Source organism: Prevotella herbatica, from assembly GCF_017347605.1.
GTDB classification, from domain to species: domain Bacteria; phylum Bacteroidota; class Bacteroidia; order Bacteroidales; family Bacteroidaceae; genus Prevotella; species Prevotella herbatica.
The window spans coordinates 923,632-944,421 of record NZ_AP024484.1 but is presented as its reverse complement, the minus strand read 5'-3'; the positions used below and the strand labels follow the sequence as shown (position 1 = coordinate 944,421).

Here is a 20,790-nt window from a genome sequence, read left to right as displayed (position 1 = left end):
GAGAATCAGTATACGATGTAATCCCTTTTTTGTTTAGACTAATACTTTGAATGACTGTTATAGCCATTGTCCATATTTCCTTATAAAGAATCTTTTCACTACTTGTGTGAGAACTCCGTAAGATAGCAATATTGCCATTAAATATGGATAATACATTATAGGCAATGGAGTCATTTTAAGAGCCGTTCCAACCGCTGTGTAAGGAATTGTAAGTCCTATCACTGCTATAACTAATGTCATAAATACTACTGGTGATGCAGCACAGCTTTGTATGAAAGGTATTTTACCAGTACGTATGATATGAATCACGAGTACTTGTGATAGCAAACCTTCAACAAACCATCCTGTTTGGAACAGACTTTGAGATGCTGGTGCACATGCTGAAAAGAGGAAGTACATCAACGCAAATGTAATATAATCAAAGATAGAACTTACTGGTCCCATATAAAACATGAATCGTGATATACCTTTGGTATGCCATACTTTAGGACTCTTTATGAAGTCTTCGTCCATATTGTCCCAAGGTATTGCAGTCTGTGATATATCATATAACATGTTTTGTGATAATATCTGGATAGGAAGCATCGGTAAGAATGGTAAGAGGATACTTGCTCCTAGCATACTTAGCATGTTACCGAAATTACTGCTGGTGGTCATCTTGATGTATTTTACAATATTACCGAATGTAATTCTTCCGTATTCTACACCTGTGCGTAATATATTGAGATCCTTTTCTAATAGAATAATGTCTGCACTTTCTTTAGCAATATCTACCGCAGTATCTACAGATATACCAACGTCGGCAGTTTTTAGTGCTGCGGCATCATTTATTCCATCTCCCATGAATCCTACGGTATGTCCCTCTTCCTGAAGCAGAGTTACAATCCTTGATTTTTGCATAGGACTTAGTTTTGCGAAAATAACAGTTTCTTCAAGTTTTTCTTTCAACTCGTTGTCATCCATCATTTCCAATTCGTTCCCAAGCATAATCTTGTCGAACTTAATGCCTACGTCATTGCAGATTTTCTTAGTTACGATTTCATTATCACCTGTAAGTACTTTTACGTTTACTCCCAATTGCTGAAGAGAAGAAAGTGCTGTCTGTGCTGAAGGTTTAGCAGGATCAAGAAAGCCTACGAAGCCTGCCATAATCATATCTTTTTCATCTTCTGCAGAATATGTAGGTTCTCTATTATCAAATGTCTTTACTGCAACGATCAGTATTCTTAGTCCGTCCTCATTTAATTCTTTAGACATTTTTTTAATGTGCTCTCTTGTCTTTTCATCCATTGGAAAAATTTCGTCGGTATCAATCTGCAATTGTCTGTCTTCTCCAGGATCATAAGCTCGTGAACATAGTTGCAGCATTTCTTCTACTGCACCTTTGCATATTAGTAGATGACTACCGTCAGAACGCTTAAGAATAACTGACATGCGTCGGCGTTGGAAATCAAAAGGAATCTCGTCTATTTTTTTATAGGCTTCGTCTGCTTTTAGTGAGTCATGCAATTCAACATGGTCAAGAATGGCTACATCTAACAGACTTTTTAATCCTGTCTGATGATAACTGTTCAGATAAGTCCACTTTAATACTTCTTCGTCTGATTCTCCATATATGTTAAGATGGCGCTCTAATACAACCTTGTCTAGTGTAAGGGTACCAGTCTTGTCTGTACACAAAGTATCCATTGCTCCGATGTTCTGTATTGCATTAAGGCGCTTTATAATTACTTTATTCTTACTCATGTTAACAGCTCCTTTTGCAAGGTTTGCTGTGACAATCATAGGAAGCATCTCTGGAGTGAGACCGACAGCTATTGCTACAGCAAATAGCATAGCATCTATCCAATTGTCCTTAGCGATACCATTTATAATAAATACAACGGGAACCATAACAGCCATAAATGAAATCAGCAGATAGCTTACGCGTTTCAGCCCTTTGTCAAAGCTTGTTTCCTGTCTTTTGCCAGTAACAGTCTTACTGATAGATCCAAAATAAGTATGTTCACCAGTTGTCACAACGACCGCTGTTGCGGTGCCGCTTATGACATTTGTGCCCATGAAGCATATATTCTGCAAATCTATAATAGGACATTTATTAGCATCCTTTGTTTTATAGCATGTAGCATTCTTCTCAATAGGTAATGATTCTCCAGTAAGCGCAGATTGAATAACAAATAAGTCTTTTACATTTATAATCCTGCAATCTGCTGGTATCATATCTCCTGCAGAAAGGTGAATGATATCTCCAGGAACTATATCTTTTATGTCAACTTCATTCTTTTCGCCATTTCTTTCAACAGTAGCGGTAGTCTCAACCATGTCTTTCAACTTCTCTGCTGCTTTATTACTTCTGTATTCCTGAATAAATCTTAGGGCTACACTTACAGTTACCATAATACAAACCATGACGACAGTAGAATAGTCTCTGTCGGAAATCTTTGGCAACCAGATATCTATTATAGCTGATATTATAGCAATAAAAATAAGTATTCCGATAAAAGGGTTGATGAATGCGCTGATAAGTTGTTTTATCCATGAAACCTTACCTTCTTGTCTTACCTCGTTATATCCATATGTTTCAAGGCGGTCTTTTACTTGCGAATCATCTAATCCGTTTCTTGTTGTTGCTGTTTGATCATACAATTCGTTTTCATTGCAGCAACTTGCTTTCCTTAAAATTTCTGCTTGGTCTTTGAAACCATTAATTGGTCTCAGTTGAGGTCTTCTTTTAAATTTCATTATAATTACCTCCATGATTGTTATGACGTATATGGAGGTAATCAGGACGTATTATATCCTAATCAACCTTCATGACATCGGGTTTATTTTTAATATGACTATCGGATTTATCGTCCATAATGAACTATAATTTATAATTTGCCGCAAAAGTAATCTATTATATTCCAAAATCAGACTATCAGATGATAAAAAGAGTTGCTTATTAGAGATTTCTAATCTCAAATAAATAATATGTTGGTTCATTATGTCTCATCACTAATGTCTACTTAAAATGATTAACCTTTAGTGTAGCGCATTAATTAAATAGTTAGAGTCTGTATTTCTCAGTGAAGATTTGAATATTGCCCTTTTAGGGTGTATCCCCTGCATTTTTGGCGTTTTTTAGCTACGTAGCTACGGTAACTCTGGAAAAGCCCATAAACAGAGGGGTTGCCGAAACTTAGCTTGCAGGATTTAGCTACGGTAAGCTACGTTCTAGCTACGTCTATTTGTGTCATTTTAAGGATGAAAAGTATTTTATAAGTAAATCTGTCAAAGAACTGTTGGCTGCATCTGAAAATAGCACACATAGATTTAGCAAACAGGAGCAGATTTTTCTGTGCTTAAAAGTTCTGCTGGATTCCGCTGAATTCTTGGCAAAGGTACTGCAAAATTTGTGTCTATACAATGGATATTAGGTTAGACTGTTAGCCAAAGTTTTAATTACTGGGGAGTAACACATTGATAGCACACGTGCGTGCGTATGCGCACTCAGAGTTTTTCGTAAAAACAAGTGTCGAAGTGTCTATCTGTTGAGCATCAAATTGTTAGGACACTTTTTAAGTGACATTAAGTGTCGGTTGTTTGTCGGTAAAATATGGGTGATTTTTTTCCTCATATTGCATTGCGTTTTACGAAGAATCGCGATGCGTTTTGCGATGTTTTGCATTGCGTTTTACGTTATATTGCATTGCATTCTACGATGTTTTAGGAGCTAAAACATCGTAGAAACGTTTCCGTTTCTATATGGAATCAGTTGCGTTTCTATATAGAAACGCATGGAAAACTCAATGTTTTACCGTCATTTCACCGTCACTTTATGACGCCTGATTCGTCGATAAAATGTTGATATTCATTAAGTTGACACTTCGACACTTATATTTTTGCAAAACCCTAAGTGCGCGCGTGCCTGCACGTACATTATATAAGCAGAAATGGATAACGTAGCTAGAACGTAGCTTACCGTAGCTAAATATTGCAAGCTAAGTATCGGAAACCCCTCTGTTTATGGGTTTTTCCAGAGTTACCGTAGCTTCGTAGCTAAAAAATGCCAAAAATGCAGGGGATACACCCTAAAAGGGCAAAACTCAAATCTTCACTGAGAAATATAGACTCTAACTATTTAATTAATGCGCTACACTAAATGTTAATCATTTTAAGTGGACACTAGTGATTTCTGATATATTTTAAAACTAAGCTTTATAAAGATTAAATAAATTGTTGCTTTTAGTTTCTTGCTTACATCTTATTCTGTAAACGTGTTACTAGCGAATCATTAATTTGCCTGTTGTTTTTGTGTAAGAACGTTCTCTCGTACATTATATATATAAGTATTAGTGTAATGCCGCATCATTATAAAATGAGTAATATAGAGTTTTAATTGTCATAGAATTAAAGTGTGGTTTTCTTCGTGTAATATTTATGCTTGTAATCCGTCCAAAGTGTCACTTTGAATACTGTTAATGGAGCAACTTGATATAAATCAAGTCTTTAACTGTTTCAAATTGATAAATGCAAAAATAATTTACAATATAAATCGTAACTGTGTTGTGTTTGCTGTGTGCGTAAACAGCTTATTTTTCACTTGTAACTGTGCAAAAAGTAACTAAATAGTTAGTTTGTATGTGCTTTAAATAGGGCTATTTTACAAATTGAAAGTTTTTTGCCCTATTTTTGATAAGTTTCAAATTGAAAGTGGGTTGTTAAATTACGACTAATTTATAGCAGAAAAATATGTATAAAATAGTGTTAATAAAATATTGTGGTATCAGATTAATTATATATATTTGCATCAGAAAAAGAATAAAAACCTAAAAAGTATACAATTATGAGACGATTCCTTTTGATATCAGTAATGGCAATGTTGACCATCGTAAGTTATGGTCGCAAACATGTAGCCGAAAATGCAGTTGTTGTAGCTGACACTATTTATTATGCAGAAAACATGATGAATGTTGCTACAAGTGGACAAGCAAGCTATTATAGATTGCTAATGAAACAAGGTCAAGGACTTAATAAGAAAAATGTCTTCCAAGACTTCTATATGAATGGAACTTTGAGGGCAGAAGGTGCTTACAGTTTTATTGATCTTGGTAATGATACAAATACAGTACTCGACGGTGAGATTACTACTTATTATAAAAATGGTAAGGAAAAATGGCACGGAAAGTATGTAAACGGAAAGCGTGAAGGATATTTCACAATGCAGATGCGTCAGGGTGGTGTTGCAGTAGTTCAGTTCGTGAACGGTAAATCAGCTCATGATTACTTCACAATAACAAATGCTGATGGCACTATGGAGAAACGTCCTATCTCTGATTTGCAGTCTTTTATGTAAAAAAATGATTTCTCTCTTAATAAAAAGATAAATTACAAAAGTCTCTATTTAAACAATAAACAAGAAGAAAATGCCTGCTTCGTGAGAAGCGGGCATTTTCGTTTTATACTTTATACAGCGTTTTGATACTTATAGATAAGATAAATGACTAGAACTTCTGATCGGAATGATATGATTCTATTCTCTCACGTTGCTTTTATATCCGAGATTCATCTCCACTATTTTTTTCAGGTATCTATTTGTTGAAATATTCTGATGGCGTTTTACCAGTATATTGCTTAAAGTTACGGATAGCAGTTGATCTAGAACGGAAGCCTACATTGTAGAATATATCCTGATAGTTATATATCCGCTCATTTTTCACTCGATTAATAAAGTCTTCAATACGTAAAGAATTTATATATGCGTTGAAATTAGTATATCCTAGTTCTCTCAAAGCTTTTGAGAGTGTAGTTCTATTGGTGTATAGAGATGCTGCCATAGAGTTGAGTGATATATCTGGATTTCTGTAGTCTGATGTGCGTCTCATGTGTATAACCACTCTTTCACATAGCGAATTTGCTTTCTCTTCTGCTTCTTCAATGTATTCAGGCTCTTTGCTATATTCGTTAGTAGTTTCTGCTGAATTTGATTCTTGTTGCTTTATCAGTCTCTCAAATAATTCCATGTATGCTATATATATACTGCATCCTACACTAACATAATAATAGAGAGTTTTTATAATAAGGTGGTCTGATATAAGAATAATAATATACGCAATAGTATTTACGATGAAACAAATGGTATACTTCATCATCCATACTCTATCTGTATTATTGTAACGTCTAGTATATGGTACCATGAATATTAACACGACAGGAGTGAATACCAATACAACAAGAAAAATTCTAAACCAAACATCAATCCTTGTAAAATGGGGTAGCATTTCTAATAAAGAATGAAATGGTGGAAATGCAACTCCAAAGATCTTTAATACATTATAAATTAGCACTAAAAAAAGTAATGGACTATATAGTTTTATTATTCGCCAGGTATTTAGATATCCTGGTGATATCACTTCGATAGGATACATGATGTAAGATATCACCATGAATATCGCAAGCAGTAGCATTGGTGCAGAAATGACCAATTCGGGTACTTCTCCATTGCTTAAGGCATAAAACCTTGTAATGTAATTGGCCACAGAGAAAAGTACTATACAGGCAAGAATAATTCTAGATCTTTCGCCACTTTTTCTACGGGCGAATATGAGCAACGATGTAAGCAAGCATGCTATGGCTGCGGCAAATGTGGTGGCTAAATATAGACTTTTCATAATTTTATTTTGCAAATTTAATCAAAAAATGGATATATTAAGTAAATATCATCAAATTTTGTGGTAATGAGACATGCAAATTGTGATAATGAAACACCTGAATGTATTGTATTGATTAACTTTGCCACGTTGATTGTAGTCATGATCTGTATTTAAAATAATAACTCAAAGAAATAATAATTAAATTTAACTGACAATGAAAAAAGTAGCTTTTCTATTCTTATTATTCGCATTATTATTTGTGTCTTGTAGCTCAGATAATGATGATGTTGCAAAGGTAGTTAATCCTTTTGACCCAGCAAGCGAACTTGCTGATAGTGTTTTAAGAAACAAAATTGTTGTTATTAGTGATTTGCATCTAGGAAATGATCTTGCTTATTCTGAAAATGTGAAACATCTTAACCGTCTAAATCAATTCCTTAACGAAGTAAGAGCATCTAGTACAATAAAAGAATTGGTTATTGCAGGTGATATGTTTGATGAGTGGTATATCCCTTCACGTACTAATACTTATGAGAACAAAAGTCAGTCTGATTTTATTCTTAAAACTGTAGCATCAAATAAAGCTATATTTGATGTTCTTAATGGTATTATAAACGATAAAAAAATTAAGGTAACTTATATCCCTGGTAATCATGACATGGGATTTACTCCAGCTAGTATTGATTTAGCAATGCCCGGAGTGAATCAAGCTCGTGATAAAGATCACAATGAACTTGGAACTTATTATCCAGATAATTATCCGGAAATCGCAATAGAGCATGGACATCGATATGATTTTTTTAGCGGCTTAACTCCAAATGGGGCTGATCCAAACGCTAATGGGACAACTTTTGCACCAGGATATTTCTTTGCTCGTATTGCTGCTAACTCATTTGTAAATCCAATTGCAATAGAAAATAGGACAAGGGTACCAAATGTAGTATTAAACGATAAGAATGATCCAGAACAAGTTAGTAAATATGTATATTATAAATTGTGGAAGCAAGTTTTAGATAGTGTTATATATGTTAATGATAACTTTGATGACAAGATTATTACCACAAATGTAGATCATTTCACTAAGACTTATTCTATAAATGACGTTCTTCCTTATAATGATGCTGATGGTAAAATACAAATGAATATGTATAATGGGTTGTTTACTCAAGCAGCTTGGAATGCTCGTATGGTAGTAAATGGTGCACGTGTTGCGACACAAATTGATTCTGCAATTATTGGAAGTTTGAAAACTCAATATATTGATAATCAATCTGATGTTCAGTATTTTCACTGTCCAGGTAGACAGCGTGTTCGCGTTGTCGTATTTGGACACACTCATATACCAAAAATGACGGCTTACAAGAATACGATCGACTCCGCTTGTGTTTACGCAAATACAGGAACTTGGGAAGATAGAAAAACTCGTAATAAGAGTGATGTTATTGAACAGGACTCAATAAATATGAATTTTGTTGTTATTACTCCAAAGAAGACTAATCATAAAATATTAAATATTAAATTATATAAATATCTTTATGGTGCACATAGCGTATTAGATAGTAAGGATGTATATCTTTCGTCAAATCCAATTGATTATTAAGCCTAAAACCATTATAAACTTGGCAGTCGTGTATTTCTATTTAGTAGAAATGGCAACGTTGAACTATAATGTTAAGGAAATAAACAAGTAAATAAAATAATGGGTGAAAAGCAGTGAGTGTATGATATATTGTATATCTTCTCTCACTGCCCTTTTCATCTTAGTTGCTTATCCTTTTATAGGTTGATATCAAGTTCCACAGGGCAGTGATCGCTACCAAATATATCTGTATGTATTTTGGCATCTTCGATATTATCTTTTATACGTTCTGAAGTCAGAAAGTAGTCGATACGCCAGCCTGTATTATTTTCACGCGCATGGAAACGATAACTCCACCAACTGTAAGTTACTTGCTCAGGATACAAAGTACGGAACGAGTCAACGAATCCATTGTCTAGCAAGGTTGTCATCTTCTCTCTTTCCTCATCAGTGAATCCTGCATTTTTATGGTTAGTCTTTGGATTCTTGATATCTATTTCCTCGTGTGCTACATTCATATCACCACATACGATGACAGGTTTGTTTTTGTCAAGTTCATGAAGAAAAGCCTGAAAGTCCTCTTCCCATTTCATGCGATATTCCAGGCGTCGAAGTCCGTCCTGAGAATTTGGTGTATAAACAGTTACAATATAAAATTTATCATATTCAAGAGCTATAACACGGCCTTCATGGTCGTGCTCTTCGATCCCAATCCCGTATTTAATGCTCAATGGTTTATGCTTCGTAAATATAGCGGTTCCGCTATAGCCCTTTTTCTCGGCATAGTTCCAATAAGATTCATAACCCGGAAACTGCAGGTCAAGTTGTCCTTGCTGCATCTTTGTTTCCTGAAGACAGAAGAAGTCTGCGTTTAGAGCATTGAAATACTTTTCAAAATCCTTTCCAACACATGCACGCAAACCATTAACGTTCCAAGAGATAAATTTCATATTGTGACTGTTTTAATTAGTTTATTTGCTTCCGACAGCTTGGAAGACAGTGTTTACATCAATTTGATCGTCGCCAACTTTTACGCTCTTAATAACGAAATTGATGCTGCTCTTTTTATTGTAATATTGAATCTGTGGATAGATATATCCATAAGAACTATTAGCCATATAATCAGCGAAAGTTATTTGGCAAGCTTTTCCGTTGTAAGTGAAATTAAGAGTCTTGTTTGCAGGTGTTAACAGATAGAAATAATAATTCTGATTCCAATAAGTTGTAGATGCTTGCGCATATGTGTTAACAGCTCCTATAAGAGTTTGACTTCCAGCATTTGTAACAGCATCTTTGATTGCAGAGTTAGTAGCTACATAGTTCTGCAAGAAGCTAATCGGGAATGAAAAACTAGTCAATGTAGAGTCTGATGCTGATACCTTCCAGTCAACTTCTACAGAATCCTTTTTGGTGGTGTTATAGAAATAGAGATAACCTGAATAATCACCTGCAAGAGCCTGGAGAGTTTGTGTACGCTGTGCACCAGTCAGTGTGATGACATTGTTGTTGTTGTCGTTGTTGTCATCGCTTAGGCACGACGTAAAAGTTGTTGCTGCCAAAACAGAGCAGAACAAAATCAAGATTGCGTTTTTTAGATTTTTCATATCATGTTTTAAATTAATATTATGTATAAGGTAAATGCCAGGGATGCAAGAATCTTGCATCTCATAGCACACTTTTTTTATATTCTTTTAGATTCTCCACGAAGAAGACTCATGAATTCCTGTCGTGTAGTAAGAGAATTAAACACTCCGCTGAAATCACTTGTCGTGGTGATTGAATTCTGTTTCTCTACTCCGCGCATCTGCATACACATGTGCTTGGCCTCGATAACGACCATCACGCCTTGAGGTTTTAGGGTTTCCTGAATACAGTCTTTTATCTGTTGGGTAAGTCTTTCCTGTACTTGCAGTCTATGGCTGAATATGTCAACAACACGTGCTATCTTACTTAGTCCAGTGATATATCCGTTCGGAATATAAGCTATATGGGCCTTTCCGTAGAAAGGTAGCATGTGATGTTCGCAAAGTGAAAATACGTCTATGTCCTTAACTATTACCATTTGGTTGTAATCTTCCTTGAAGATAGCATCTGTAAGAACCTTGTGCGGATCTTGTGTATATCCGCGGGTAAGAATCTGCATTGCTTTTGCTACACGCATAGGTGTTTTCTCAAGCCCTTCACGCTCAGGATCCTCGCCCAATATTTTCAACACCTCTTTATAATGTAATGCTAGGTCGTCAAGACCATCACGAAATTCATTTTCCGGATTCATATCTTATCGTTCTAATGTTAATAATATCAGTATTGTACGGAAATTGTTCCTTTCACAATACATGCTTGTCTATATCCCAAAGCCTTAATTTTCATGAGCATAGTTCTAGCTTCTTCGAAGTTGCGGTAGTTTCCTACTCTGCATATCCAATGTGGAGAATAGAAATGTACATATATAGGTTCTTCGGGATATTTGAGTTTTATTGTTGTTCTAGCTTGTTCAGCTTTCATTCTGTCATTTCTTGAGTTGCCGCCGGAGAAGGCCTGGACTCTGAATCCCGTTACCTTTCTGCTGTCGCGCATCACTTTTTTGCGCATGTCAATTGTTGGAATGTCAAACTCTTCATCGTCGTCAATCCTAACTGGCTCGCTTTTCTGCTTAGTTGTATTTTCTCGTTTCTCAGGACTCTTCTCATTATTAACTATACTCTCATTTTTGTTGTTATAGTTATAATTATTGTTGTGATGCTTTGTAGAGTCTCCAATCACATTTTGTGGTTTGATATTGTTTTTGTTGCGGTTTATTTCGCTTCTGTTAGTTTCAGTTTTTTTCCCTTTTTTGACGGTGTTGTCAGCCTTTTGTTGAGTCTGTATCTTCTTGCCGTTAACCAATTCATCAATTTCCTTGCTTTGAGTAACAGTAACGTTACCTTCACCTGCGACGTTCTTCTTCAGATGGTCGAGGTAAGTTTGTGCGCCAGCGTTAACGGCAATACCTAATGCAATTATTGACGATATAACGAACTTATTCATATATTTTTGTTATGTGTTAATGTTGAAAATATGCCGGGATATCGGCATGACAGAGAGATGTCATTAAACAATACTCATATCATTACAATATCCCTGCATTTCAATATTTTTATTATTTCTTCCAAGCGTCAATGATACCCTTGAAATCAGCAGCCTTCAAAGAAGCACCACCGATAAGACCACCGTCGATATTTGGCTTAGAGAATAGCTCAGGAGCATTAGAAGCCTTGCAGCTACCACCATAAAGGATTGTTGTATCCTCTGCAGCTTCCTTACCATACTTTTCAGCAACAGTAGAACGGATATATGCAAGCATTTCTTCAGCCTGATCAGAAGTAGCAGTCTTACCTGTACCGATAGCCCAAATTGGCTCGTATGCAAGAATGATATTCTTCCACTCTTCTGCGCTCAAATTGAATACGCTGTCGGCAAGTTCAGCCTTAACAACTTCGTTCTGCTTGTTACCTTCGCGCTCTTCAAGAGTTTCACCACAGCAGAAGATAACCTTCAAACCGTTCTTCAATGCAAGTTGTACCTTATCCTTAAGGATCTCTGCAGTCTCACCATAATACTGGCGACGCTCTGAGTGGCCTAAAATAACATACTGAGCACCTGTGCTCTTTACCATTTCGGCTGAAACTTCACCAGTGAAAGCTCCCTTTTCCTTGTCAGCACAATCCTCTGCACCAAGACCAACTACGTTCTGGTCAAGTACCTGTGCAACACTAGCCAAGTGGATGAAAGGTGTACAAATAACTACACCACAGTTAGGCTTGTCTGCAACTAAAGCTTCGTTGATCTCTTTAGCAAGAGCAACACCATCTTGCAGGTTCATGTTCATTTTCCAGTTACCTGCTACGATTTTCTTTCTCATTTTATTTTTCTTTTTATTAAACAGTTGATATATTTTATCTTTGTCTTCCTTTTCCTTGTTTCTTACCCATTTACTCCAAGCCAGCATCCAGTCAGCTATGGTTAGAATCATTAATGGTAATATGAACCATAATACTATTTCAAGTATTTTTCCCCAAACAGTGTCATTTGGCATCTTGCCGATTTCAGTCTGTAGCAGTGGCTTGTTCAGAGTTCCTTCTGAAGGTAAGTCATTGTGGCTCCACTTATTTATTATTCTGCCGTCTTTAATCAGTAGCAACCCAGGATTGCTTCTAATGATAGTCTTAAGGGTGGTCTCGTCTGTTGTACAGAAAGGATATTCTGCCCCAGTGATGTCTATCCACCTTTTTATTGGCTTGTCGTTACTTGCTGTCAGACAATAGAATTGCACGTTTTGTTGTTGAGCATATTCGTATATCTGGTCTATGTCGCCAAAGTTGGAATCATCTGCTTGTTCAAGATGTGGAGCTATTAGTAGGAATATATATCCTTTATAGTCCAGTACTTTTTTTGTGATATCTTCCCCTGTATTTTTATCCTCAATAGAGAAATCATGTATTGGTGGAATGTATCCTTCTGAGATCTGTACAGTCTTGCTGTCTACGAACTTCCATGTAGAGTCTGGATAGTTGTCAAGCGAAAACTCCTTTTGAACCCCGTTTTTCTCCAATATAAATGAAGTCTCAAACTTAGGTTGTTTAGCTCCCTTGGGAATTGTCATCCCATCGCGTATGCTGGCACCTATGTGATAAGGTCTGAAATCAAATTGTGGCAAATAATACAAACTGTAGCCACTGCTCAACAGAATAAACAATATGGTATAGTTGATTACTATCCATTGTGTACTCTTAGATATAAATCTCACCATAGATAGTGGCTTCCATACCACTGTTACAGCACATACAAAGAGAATAATGTTTTTTATCAGTGATTGTATGTTGGTCAGTTTGATGGCATCACCGAAACATCCGCAGTCTTTTATTGGATTTGCTATCGTCAACCATATAGTAATGGCAGTCATAGCGCACATGAATACCAATATTATTTTAGAGCATATTCTACGCCTTATGGCAAACAACATGAATATTCCCAATGAGAATTCCAACCCGGCTATAGCCACTGATGTAATTAGCGTAACCCAGTCAGGCATAACGCCCGCCATTCCTACGGCACCAAGATAGTCTTGCAGCTTGTACTGTGTGCCTATTGGATCAATAGCCTTTACATACCCCGAGAATATGAAAGTAAATGCCAATACAAATCTGCATAAATTTACCAGTATTCCGATAAATCGTGCTTTGGTAGAAATATATGTGCTACTTTTATCCATTCAGTTTTATTGCGCCAAATACCGCATAGTTTATAATATCCATGTAGTTGGAATCAATGCCTTCTGAAACAAGAGTTTCTCCGTTAATATCCTCAATCTCCTTAACTCTCTCTATTTTTGTTAGTATGAAATCAGTGTAGCTGCTGATTCTCATAGAGCGCCAAGCCTCGTCATAGTCATGATTCTTTTTAAGCATCAGTTCCAAAGCTTCCTTGGCATGTCTGTCATACAACGTCATGGCTTCGCTCACTGTCATGTCAACAGAGTCAACGAATCCTTTTTCGAGTTGGATTAATCCTATTATTCCGTAATTGATAAGTGCTATAAATTCAGGACGTATACCTTCACCGACTAAAGATTCTTTTTTGATCTCCAGTGAACGTATACGTTTTGCCTTAATAAACAGTTGGTCTGTAAGTGACGACGGTCGCAATATGCGCCATGAAGCACCATAGTCGTGTAACTTCTTGCTGAAGAGTTCACGACATTCTTTCATCACATTCTCAAACTGTTTCTCTGTATTCAAATTGCTCATAAGCCTTAAAACTTTGCGATGCAAAGTTACTTATTAATAATGAATTCACCAAATTTTTTGGCTTATGCTTTAGATAATGTCATTTCATACTTTGGCGATAATGAATCATTCTCACTACGCCGCACATTGCTTCATATCTTGCTTTCAGAGAGTCACGTTTCACGCCCAGCATATTTCTTTTTCCGATATTGCCAGTCGAAGAAATAGCCTTTAGTGTTGCCTGAAGTGCAGAATCTGTGCGTGCGATGTCTTGTTGGGCCATCTTCAATGATGCGTTTTGCCATATTTTCAAGGCACGCTTACGTGTTTCTATCGCTTCAGGATAATTCTTCCTCAACGACATTATTGAGTCTAATGTTTGCTTGTATTGACCTGAACCATAGAGTGATTCTATGTCAGACATCAATGGTGTTGCCTTCTCGTCTTGAGTTTCGGCACAGCTGCATATAATAGCTGTAAGCGCAAAAAGCCAAAAATACTTCTTCATGAGTGCAAAAATATAAAAAACTAACTTAACTTGCATATTCTGACATTAAAATTTAGTATCTTTGCACGCAATTTAGAGCAAGTTAAGAGAAATTAAGTAACAATGAGAAATATTACAAATGCCGATTTGGCAAAACTACTAGATAAGGATATCTTTCATAAAATCTCAGAAGCAGCCGATTCTTTGGGATTGGAATGCTATGTCGTGGGTGGATATGTGAGAGATCTCTTCCTTGAGAGACCATCTAATGATATTGATGTTGTCGTAGTTGGAAGTGGTATTCGCGTTGCTACCGAATTAAAAAATCTATTTGGAAAGAAAGCTCATCTTTCCGTGTTTCGTAATTTCGGGACGGCTCAAGTGAAATACCGTGGTGTAGAAGTTGAATTTGTTGGTGCAAGAAAAGAGAGCTATAGTCATGATTCTCGCAAGCCGCATGTTGAGGATGGAACATTGGAAGATGATCAAAATAGGAGGGATTTCACAATAAATGCCCTTGCTGTTTGTCTTAACAAGGAACGCTTCGGTGAACTTGTTGATCCGTTTGACGGTATTCTGGATATGGAAGACGGTATCATTCGCACCCCGCTTGATCCTGACATAACTTTTTCTGATGATCCACTTCGAATGATGCGTTGTGTAAGGTTTGCTACTCAGTTGAATTTTATCATTAATGATGAGACATTTGAAGCTCTTGAGCGTAATGCTCATAGGATAAAAATAATAAGTGGTGAGCGAATAGCTGATGAACTCAACAAAATAATGCTCACTAATGCGCCAAGTAAGGGATTCGTTGATCTTCAGAGGTGTGGCTTGCTACAATTGATTTTACCAGAACTATCAATGTTAGATTTGGTTGAAACGAGAAATGGGAAGGCGCATAAGAATAATTTTTATCATACTTTAGAGGTGCTTGATAATGTATGTAAGTCGCAGATTGCATCAGATGATGATGGTGAGATGATGCTGTGGCTACGTTGGGCAGCATTGTTACATGATATTGGTAAACCTCGTAGTAAGCGGTGGGATAATGTTGCAGGATGGACTTTCCATAATCATAATTATGTAGGTGCTAAGATGATTCCTGGAATTTTTCGTCGTATGAAATTACCGATGGATATGAAGATGAAATATGTTCAAAAAATGGTTGATCTTCATATGCGTCCTATAGTTATCTCGGATGATGAAGTAACGGATAGTGCTGTGCGCAGGCTTATGAATGATGCAGGTGATGATATTGACGATCTCATGACTCTCTGCGAAGCAGATATTACAAGTAAAAATCAAGTAAGGAAACAGCGTTTCCTTGATAACTTCCGTAGCGTACGTGAAAAACTAGCAGATCTTAAGGAACGCGATTACAAACGGTTGTTGCAACCTTGCATAGATGGAAATGAAATCATGGAGATATTCCATCTGACTCCGTGTCGTGAAGTCGGAGCGTTGAAACAGACCCTTAAAGATGCTGTACTTGATAATAAGGTAGAGAATGAACGCGAATCTTTGATGAAGTTGCTTATGCATAAAGCAAAGAGCATGGGGTTAGTGTAACTTATTCTTTGTTATAATAGAAATCCGAGTAATCCGATTTGACGAATTACTCGGATTTTTCGTATAATTGATAAAATATCTTTCTGTTAGATACTGTTCAAACTAATTATTGTTAAAAGTGCATGCCAGTAAAGATATAGTTACTGATTTATTATTACTTTTGCAAAAACAAAACTAAGAAGAGGGCTAAAGTTTTCTATGTCTCATGTTTAATGTTTCATTATATTATTAACTATGTATAAATTTAATTGTAAAAATAGGTATGAAGATTAAGAATTGTTTATTTATTCTGGCAATCGCAAGTTCTCTCACAGCATGTAGTGGGGGTGGTGGTATGCCAAAGTTTGGAGATGATGAGTTTGCCGTAGTTTCAGTAGGTGCTTCAGATGCATCATTACAGACTACTTATCCAGCCACTATTAAAGGTATTCAGGATGTCGAAGTTCGTCCAAAGGTTTCTGGTTTTATTACTAATGTTTACGTACATGAAGGACAGACTGTGTCTGCTGGTCAAGTATTGTTTACAATTGACAGTGAGACATATCGTGCTACTGTTCGTCAGGCGCAGGCTGTTGTAAATACTGCACGTGCTCAACTGAACACAGCAAGACTCACTTATGAAAATAATAAGAAACTTTTTGCAAAGAACGTTATTGGACAGTATGAATTATCTACTGCACAGAATTCTTATGCTACAGCAAGAGCTTCTGTAGCTCAGGCTCTGGCATCTTTGGCTTCAGCAAGAGAAACTCTAAGTTGGTGTCAGGTGAAGAGTCCTTCAAATGGTGTAGTTGGAAGTCTTCCTTTCAAGGTTGGTGCTTTGGTTAGTTCATCTAATGCACAACCACTTACAACAGTATCTAATATTAGTACTATGGAAGTATTCTTCTCTATGTCTGAAAGTGAGATACTTAATTTGACAAAAACAGCAGGAAGTGTAAGTGCAGCAATTTCTTCTATGCCGATCGTAAAACTACAGTAGGCTGACGGAACTGTATATAATCATCCAGGAAAAGTTGTAAAGATGAGTGGTGTTATTGATCCAACAACAGGCTCAGTTTCACTTATTGCACATTTTACTAATCCTGAGAAACTTCTAAAGAGTGGTGGCGCAGGACAGATTGTAATTCCTACAGATGATAGCCATGCAATAAAAGTTCCTCAAGAAGCATGTTCTGAAGTTCAGGATAAGATATTCGTATATAAGTTGGGAGCTGATAATAAAGTGAAATACACTGAAATTACTGTCAATCCTCAGAACGATGGAAAAACTTATATTGTAACATCTGGATTAAGCGTTGGTGACCGCATTGTAACAAAGGGTATTGCCAAACTTTCTGACGGTATGAAGATAAAGCCTATCACAGAAGCTCAGTATGAGAAGAAAATCGACGATGCTGCTAAACTCGCTGCAAAGCAGAGTACAGCAAAGGGATTTGTTGGTGTTATGAAAGGCAAGTAAAAACAATAAAAAGAGAATAGTTATATATGACATTAACTAACTTTATAAAGCGCCCAGTACTTTCAACGGTGATTTCCATCTTGTTTGTATTGTTGGGCACTATAGGATTGATATCACTGCCAGTAGAGCAGTATCCGGATATCGCGCCGCCTACTATTTCCGTTATGACCACTTATACTGGTGCTGACGCTCAGACGGTGCTTAACTCCGTTGTTACTCCTCTTGAAGAGAGTATCAATGGTGTTGAGAATATGACCTACATGACATCTTCAGCCACCAATGATGGTATGGCTTCGATTACTGTGTATTTCAAGCAGGGATCCGACGCCAATATGGCACAGGTGAATGTACAGAACCGTGTTCAGCAGGCTCAGGCTTTGTTGCCTGCCGAGGTTACTCGTGCTGGTGTGACGGTGTCTAAACGTCAGTCATCAAACGTTATAATGTTCTCTCTTACTACAGAGGACGGTCGCTACGATGACCAGTTTGTTACCAATTATGCACTTATCAACGTTATACCTCAGTTGAAACGTATCAATGGTGTAGGTGACATTCAGACCCCGGGTACTCGTACTTATTCTATGCGTATTTGGCTTAAGCCAGATAAGATGAAACAGTATGGACTTATTCCTTCTGACATAACAAAAGCTCTTGAAGGACAGAATATTGAGGCTGCGCCAGGTAAATTTGGTGAGAATAGCGATATGGCTTATGAGTATGTTCTTCGCTATAAGGGACGTTTGAAGACAATCCCTGATTATGAAAATATCATCATATCTAGTACAACTAATGGTCAAACATTAAAGTTGGGAGATGTAGCAAAGGTAGAACTTGGCGGATTACAGTATAATGTAAACCTTCTAAACAATGGACATCCAGCCGTACTTGGTATGGTTAATCAGATTGCCGGCTCTAATGCAACTCAGATTGCTTCTGATGTAAAGAAAACTTTGGAAGAGGCAAAGAAAAGTTTCCCACCAGGACTGGAATATACTATTGAGCAGGATGTAACCGAATTCTTGTTCGCTTCAATCCATGAAGTTGTATTCACGTTGTTTATCACATTGGCACTTGTGTTCCTTGTGGTTTATATATTCCTTCAGGATTTCCGTTCAACATTGATACCAATGATTGCGGTTCCTGTTGCGTTGATAGGTACGTTCTTCTTCCTATGGGTATTTGGATTCTCCGTCAACTTACTGACACTGTCCGCCTTGCTGCTTGCGATAGCCATAGTGGTGGATGATGCTATAGTCGTTGTGGAGGCGGTTCATGCCAAGTTGGACCAAGGTTATAAGAGTGCACTCGCTGCATCTATTGATGCCATGAATGAGATTTCTGGAGCTATCATATCAATCACATTGGTAATGGCTGCTGTGTTTGTGCCTGTATCTTTCATGGGTGGAACTTCTGGAACTTTCTATCGTGAGTTTGGTGTTACGATGGCTATTTCTATCGTGATTTCTTCCCTTAACGCCCTTACACTTTCTCCTGCACTTTGTGCAATGTTCCTGAAACCTCATGAGGATGATGAGCATAGCGAAAAGAAGACAACGTTCGTAACCCGTTTCCATGACGGATTCAATCATCAGTTTGATAAGATTACAAGTAAGTATAAGAAAGGTGTACAATGGATTATCAACCATTATTTGATTGTTGGTGGAGCTGTCGTATTAGGTATTGCTGCTTTAGTTATAACAATGGCTACAACTAAGACTGGTCTTGTACCTGATGAGGATACTGGAACTCTGTTTGTTACAATATCTGCTGCACCAGGAACAAGTCAGGAACGTACTAAGCAAATTGTTGCTCAGGTTGATAAAATGCTAGCCAATAACCCTGCTATTAAGCGCCGTGAGTCAATCTTAGGATATAACTTCATCGCTGGACAAGGTTCAGATCAGGCTACATTCATTATTAAACTGAAATCGTTTGAGGAACGTTCGGGAAGTTTCACGACTCGTATAGAGAATGCAATCAAAAATGCCGATGTAATGGCATTGTTTGTGAACCCTCTCGAAAATACGTCTGTTCTTGGTATGATTTATAAGCAGACGGCAACGATAAAGGATGCTCAGATATTAGCTTTCGGTCCTCCAATGATTCCAGGTTTCTCTATGCAGAACGGTGTTACTTTGTCTATGCAGGATAAGACTGGTGGAAGTATTGTTAAGTTCTATAATGTAACTAAGGACTTCATTGCCGAACTCAATAAGCGACCAGAGATACAGATGGCTCAGACTTCGTATAATCCTAACTATCCTCAGTATATGGTGGATGTAGATGTTGCAAAGACAAAACAGGCAGGAATAGCTCCTTCTGATGTGTTGACAACATTGCAAGGATATTATGGTGGTCTCTATGCGTCAAACTTCAATGCTTTCGGTAAACTGTATCGTGTAATGATTCAGGGTGATGTTGCAAGTAGAATGCGCCCTGACGGACTTAGCAATATCTATATAAGAACTCCTACAGGAATGTCTCCTGTAAGTGAGTTTGTTAAGTTGCGCCGTATATATGGACCTTCAAATATATCACGTTTCAACCTGTTTACATCAATCAATGTGAGCGTTACTCCACAGACAGGTTATTCTTCAGGTCAGGCTATGCAAGCAATTAAGGAAGTATCAGAAAATACTCTTCCCGAGGGCTATAGTTATGACTATTCGGGTTTGACTCGTTCTGAGGCAGAAAGTAGTAATTCTACGGCATTGATATTCGTACTTTGTATTGTATTCGTTTACTTGATTCTTAGTGCGCAGTATGAAAGTTACATTCTTCCGTTGGCTGTAATTCTTTCAATACCGTTTGGATTGGCTGGAGCGTTTATTTTTACATTGATATTCGGTCATTCCAATGATATCTATATGCAGATATCGCTAATTATGCTTATCGGTCTGTTAGCAAAGAATGCTATACTTATCGTGCAGTTTGCTCTTGAACGACGACGCACAGGTATGGCTATAAAATATTCAGCTATCCTTGGAGCTGGAGCACGTTTGCGACCAATCCTAATGACATCTCTCGCAATGGTTGTAGGTTTGCTTCCGTTAATGTTTGCTTCCGGTGTTGGTAAGAATGGTAACCAAACTTTGGGTGCCGCCGCAATTGGAGGTATGTTTATAGGTACATTATGTCAGGTGTTTGTCGTTCCTGCTTTGTTTACCGTATTCCAGTGGTTGCAAGAGAAGCTCACTCCGCTCAAGTTTGAGGATGAGGAGAATGCTGAGGCTGCTTCTGAACTGGCACAGTATGCAAATGCTAAGTCAACGGTTTCACCAAAAAACTAG

At 37.2% G+C, this 20,790-nt stretch carries 13 protein-coding genes and 1 pseudogene; 5 read left to right on the top strand and 9 right to left on the bottom strand.

The window, feature by feature from the left end; all coding sequences use genetic code 11:
• Positions 1–57: 57 nt before the first annotated feature.
• Positions 58–2,742 (bottom strand): magnesium-translocating P-type ATPase, encoded by a 2,685-nt coding sequence (mgtA, locus tag prwr041_RS03565; protein WP_237072297.1) that lies wholly within the window; start codon positions 2,740–2,742, stop codon positions 58–60.
• Positions 2,743–4,828: 2,086 nt separating this feature from the next.
• Between mgtA and prwr041_RS03560 the strand changes: the two genes are divergently transcribed.
• Positions 4,829–5,338, top strand: coding sequence for a VCBS domain-containing protein (locus tag prwr041_RS03560; RefSeq protein WP_207154996.1), 510 nt, complete (start codon positions 4,829–4,831; stop codon positions 5,336–5,338).
• A gap of 235 nt (positions 5,339–5,573) precedes the next feature.
• Here the strand turns inward: prwr041_RS03560 and prwr041_RS03555 are convergent, their stop codons facing one another.
• Positions 5,574–6,653, bottom strand: a complete 1,080-nt coding sequence (locus tag prwr041_RS03555; RefSeq protein WP_207154995.1) for a helix-turn-helix domain-containing protein — start codon at positions 6,651–6,653, stop codon at positions 5,574–5,576.
• A gap of 196 nt (positions 6,654–6,849) precedes the next feature.
• Between prwr041_RS03555 and prwr041_RS03550 the strand changes: the two genes are divergently transcribed.
• A complete protein-coding gene (locus prwr041_RS03550; RefSeq protein ID WP_207154994.1) occupies positions 6,850–8,235 on the top strand; it encodes a metallophosphoesterase in 1,386 nt (461 codons plus the stop codon).
• 176 nt (positions 8,236–8,411) lie between these two features.
• On the opposite strand, the gene prwr041_RS03545 is transcribed toward prwr041_RS03550, so the two are convergent.
• The 7 genes from prwr041_RS03545 to prwr041_RS03515 form a co-directional block, all read right to left on the bottom strand.
• On the bottom strand, positions 8,412–9,164 hold the full coding sequence (locus prwr041_RS03545; RefSeq protein ID WP_207154993.1) for an exodeoxyribonuclease III: 753 nt from the start codon (positions 9,162–9,164) through the stop codon (positions 8,412–8,414).
• Between the two features lie 21 nt (positions 9,165–9,185).
• On the bottom strand, positions 9,186–9,818 hold the full coding sequence (locus prwr041_RS03540; protein ID WP_207154992.1) for a DUF4840 domain-containing protein: 633 nt from the start codon (positions 9,816–9,818) through the stop codon (positions 9,186–9,188).
• A 77-nt stretch (positions 9,819–9,895) separates the two neighbouring features.
• Entirely contained in the window at positions 9,896–10,489 is a 594-nt protein-coding gene (gene folE / locus prwr041_RS03535; RefSeq protein ID WP_018463095.1) for a GTP cyclohydrolase I FolE, read from the bottom strand.
• 26 nt (positions 10,490–10,515) lie between these two features.
• Positions 10,516–11,241 carry an SPOR domain-containing protein gene (locus prwr041_RS03530; RefSeq protein WP_207154991.1) on the bottom strand — a complete coding sequence of 242 codons (726 nt, stop codon included), beginning with the start codon at positions 11,239–11,241 and terminating at the stop codon, positions 10,516–10,518.
• A gap of 112 nt (positions 11,242–11,353) precedes the next feature.
• On the bottom strand, positions 11,354–13,465 hold the full coding sequence (locus prwr041_RS03525; RefSeq protein WP_207154989.1) for a BT_3928 family protein: 2,112 nt from the start codon (positions 13,463–13,465) through the stop codon (positions 11,354–11,356).
• A complete protein-coding gene (locus prwr041_RS03520) occupies positions 13,458–14,000 on the bottom strand; it encodes a DUF1599 domain-containing protein (RefSeq protein WP_207154987.1) in 543 nt (180 codons plus the stop codon). Before prwr041_RS03520 ends, prwr041_RS03525 begins: the two co-directional genes overlap by 8 nt.
• Before the next feature lie 79 nt (positions 14,001–14,079).
• Positions 14,080–14,487 carry a hypothetical protein gene (locus prwr041_RS03515; protein ID WP_207154985.1) on the bottom strand — a complete coding sequence of 136 codons (408 nt, stop codon included), beginning with the start codon at positions 14,485–14,487 and terminating at the stop codon, positions 14,080–14,082.
• Positions 14,488–14,589: 102 nt separating this feature from the next.
• Between prwr041_RS03515 and prwr041_RS03510 the strand changes: the two genes are divergently transcribed.
• The 3 genes and pseudogenes from prwr041_RS03510 to prwr041_RS03500 all read left to right on the top strand — a co-directional run bounded on the left by prwr041_RS03510 (position 14,590) and on the right by prwr041_RS03500 (position 20,790).
• A complete protein-coding gene (locus tag prwr041_RS03510) occupies positions 14,590–16,038 on the top strand; it encodes a CCA tRNA nucleotidyltransferase (protein ID WP_207154983.1) in 1,449 nt (482 codons plus the stop codon).
• A 262-nt stretch (positions 16,039–16,300) separates the two neighbouring features.
• Positions 16,301–17,500, top strand: a pseudogene (locus prwr041_RS03505) (efflux RND transporter periplasmic adaptor subunit).
• A 26-nt stretch (positions 17,501–17,526) separates the two neighbouring features.
• Positions 17,527–20,790, top strand: a complete 3,264-nt coding sequence (locus prwr041_RS03500; RefSeq protein WP_207154982.1) for an efflux RND transporter permease subunit — start codon at positions 17,527–17,529, stop codon at positions 20,788–20,790.

Coding starts and splice junctions, on each gene's coding strand:
- mgtA (WP_237072297.1), bottom strand. CDS start 2,742: ATGAAATTTAAAAGAAGACCTCAACTGAGACCAATTAATGGTTTCAAA.
- prwr041_RS03560 (WP_207154996.1), top strand. CDS start 4,829: ATGAGACGATTCCTTTTGATATCAGTAATGGCAATGTTGACCATCGTA.
- prwr041_RS03555 (WP_207154995.1), bottom strand. CDS start 6,653: ATGAAAAGTCTATATTTAGCCACCACATTTGCCGCAGCCATAGCATGC.
- prwr041_RS03550 (WP_207154994.1), top strand. CDS start 6,850: ATGAAAAAAGTAGCTTTTCTATTCTTATTATTCGCATTATTATTTGTG.
- prwr041_RS03545 (WP_207154993.1), bottom strand. CDS start 9,164: ATGAAATTTATCTCTTGGAACGTTAATGGTTTGCGTGCATGTGTTGGA.
- prwr041_RS03540 (WP_207154992.1), bottom strand. CDS start 9,818: ATGAAAAATCTAAAAAACGCAATCTTGATTTTGTTCTGCTCTGTTTTG.
- folE (WP_018463095.1), bottom strand. CDS start 10,489: ATGAATCCGGAAAATGAATTTCGTGATGGTCTTGACGACCTAGCATTA.
- prwr041_RS03530 (WP_207154991.1), bottom strand. CDS start 11,241: ATGAATAAGTTCGTTATATCGTCAATAATTGCATTAGGTATTGCCGTT.
- prwr041_RS03525 (WP_207154989.1), bottom strand. CDS start 13,465: ATGGATAAAAGTAGCACATATATTTCTACCAAAGCACGATTTATCGGA.
- prwr041_RS03520 (WP_207154987.1), bottom strand. CDS start 14,000: ATGAGCAATTTGAATACAGAGAAACAGTTTGAGAATGTGATGAAAGAA.
- prwr041_RS03515 (WP_207154985.1), bottom strand. CDS start 14,487: ATGAAGAAGTATTTTTGGCTTTTTGCGCTTACAGCTATTATATGCAGC.
- prwr041_RS03510 (WP_207154983.1), top strand. CDS start 14,590: ATGAGAAATATTACAAATGCCGATTTGGCAAAACTACTAGATAAGGAT.
- prwr041_RS03500 (WP_207154982.1), top strand. CDS start 17,527: ATGACATTAACTAACTTTATAAAGCGCCCAGTACTTTCAACGGTGATT.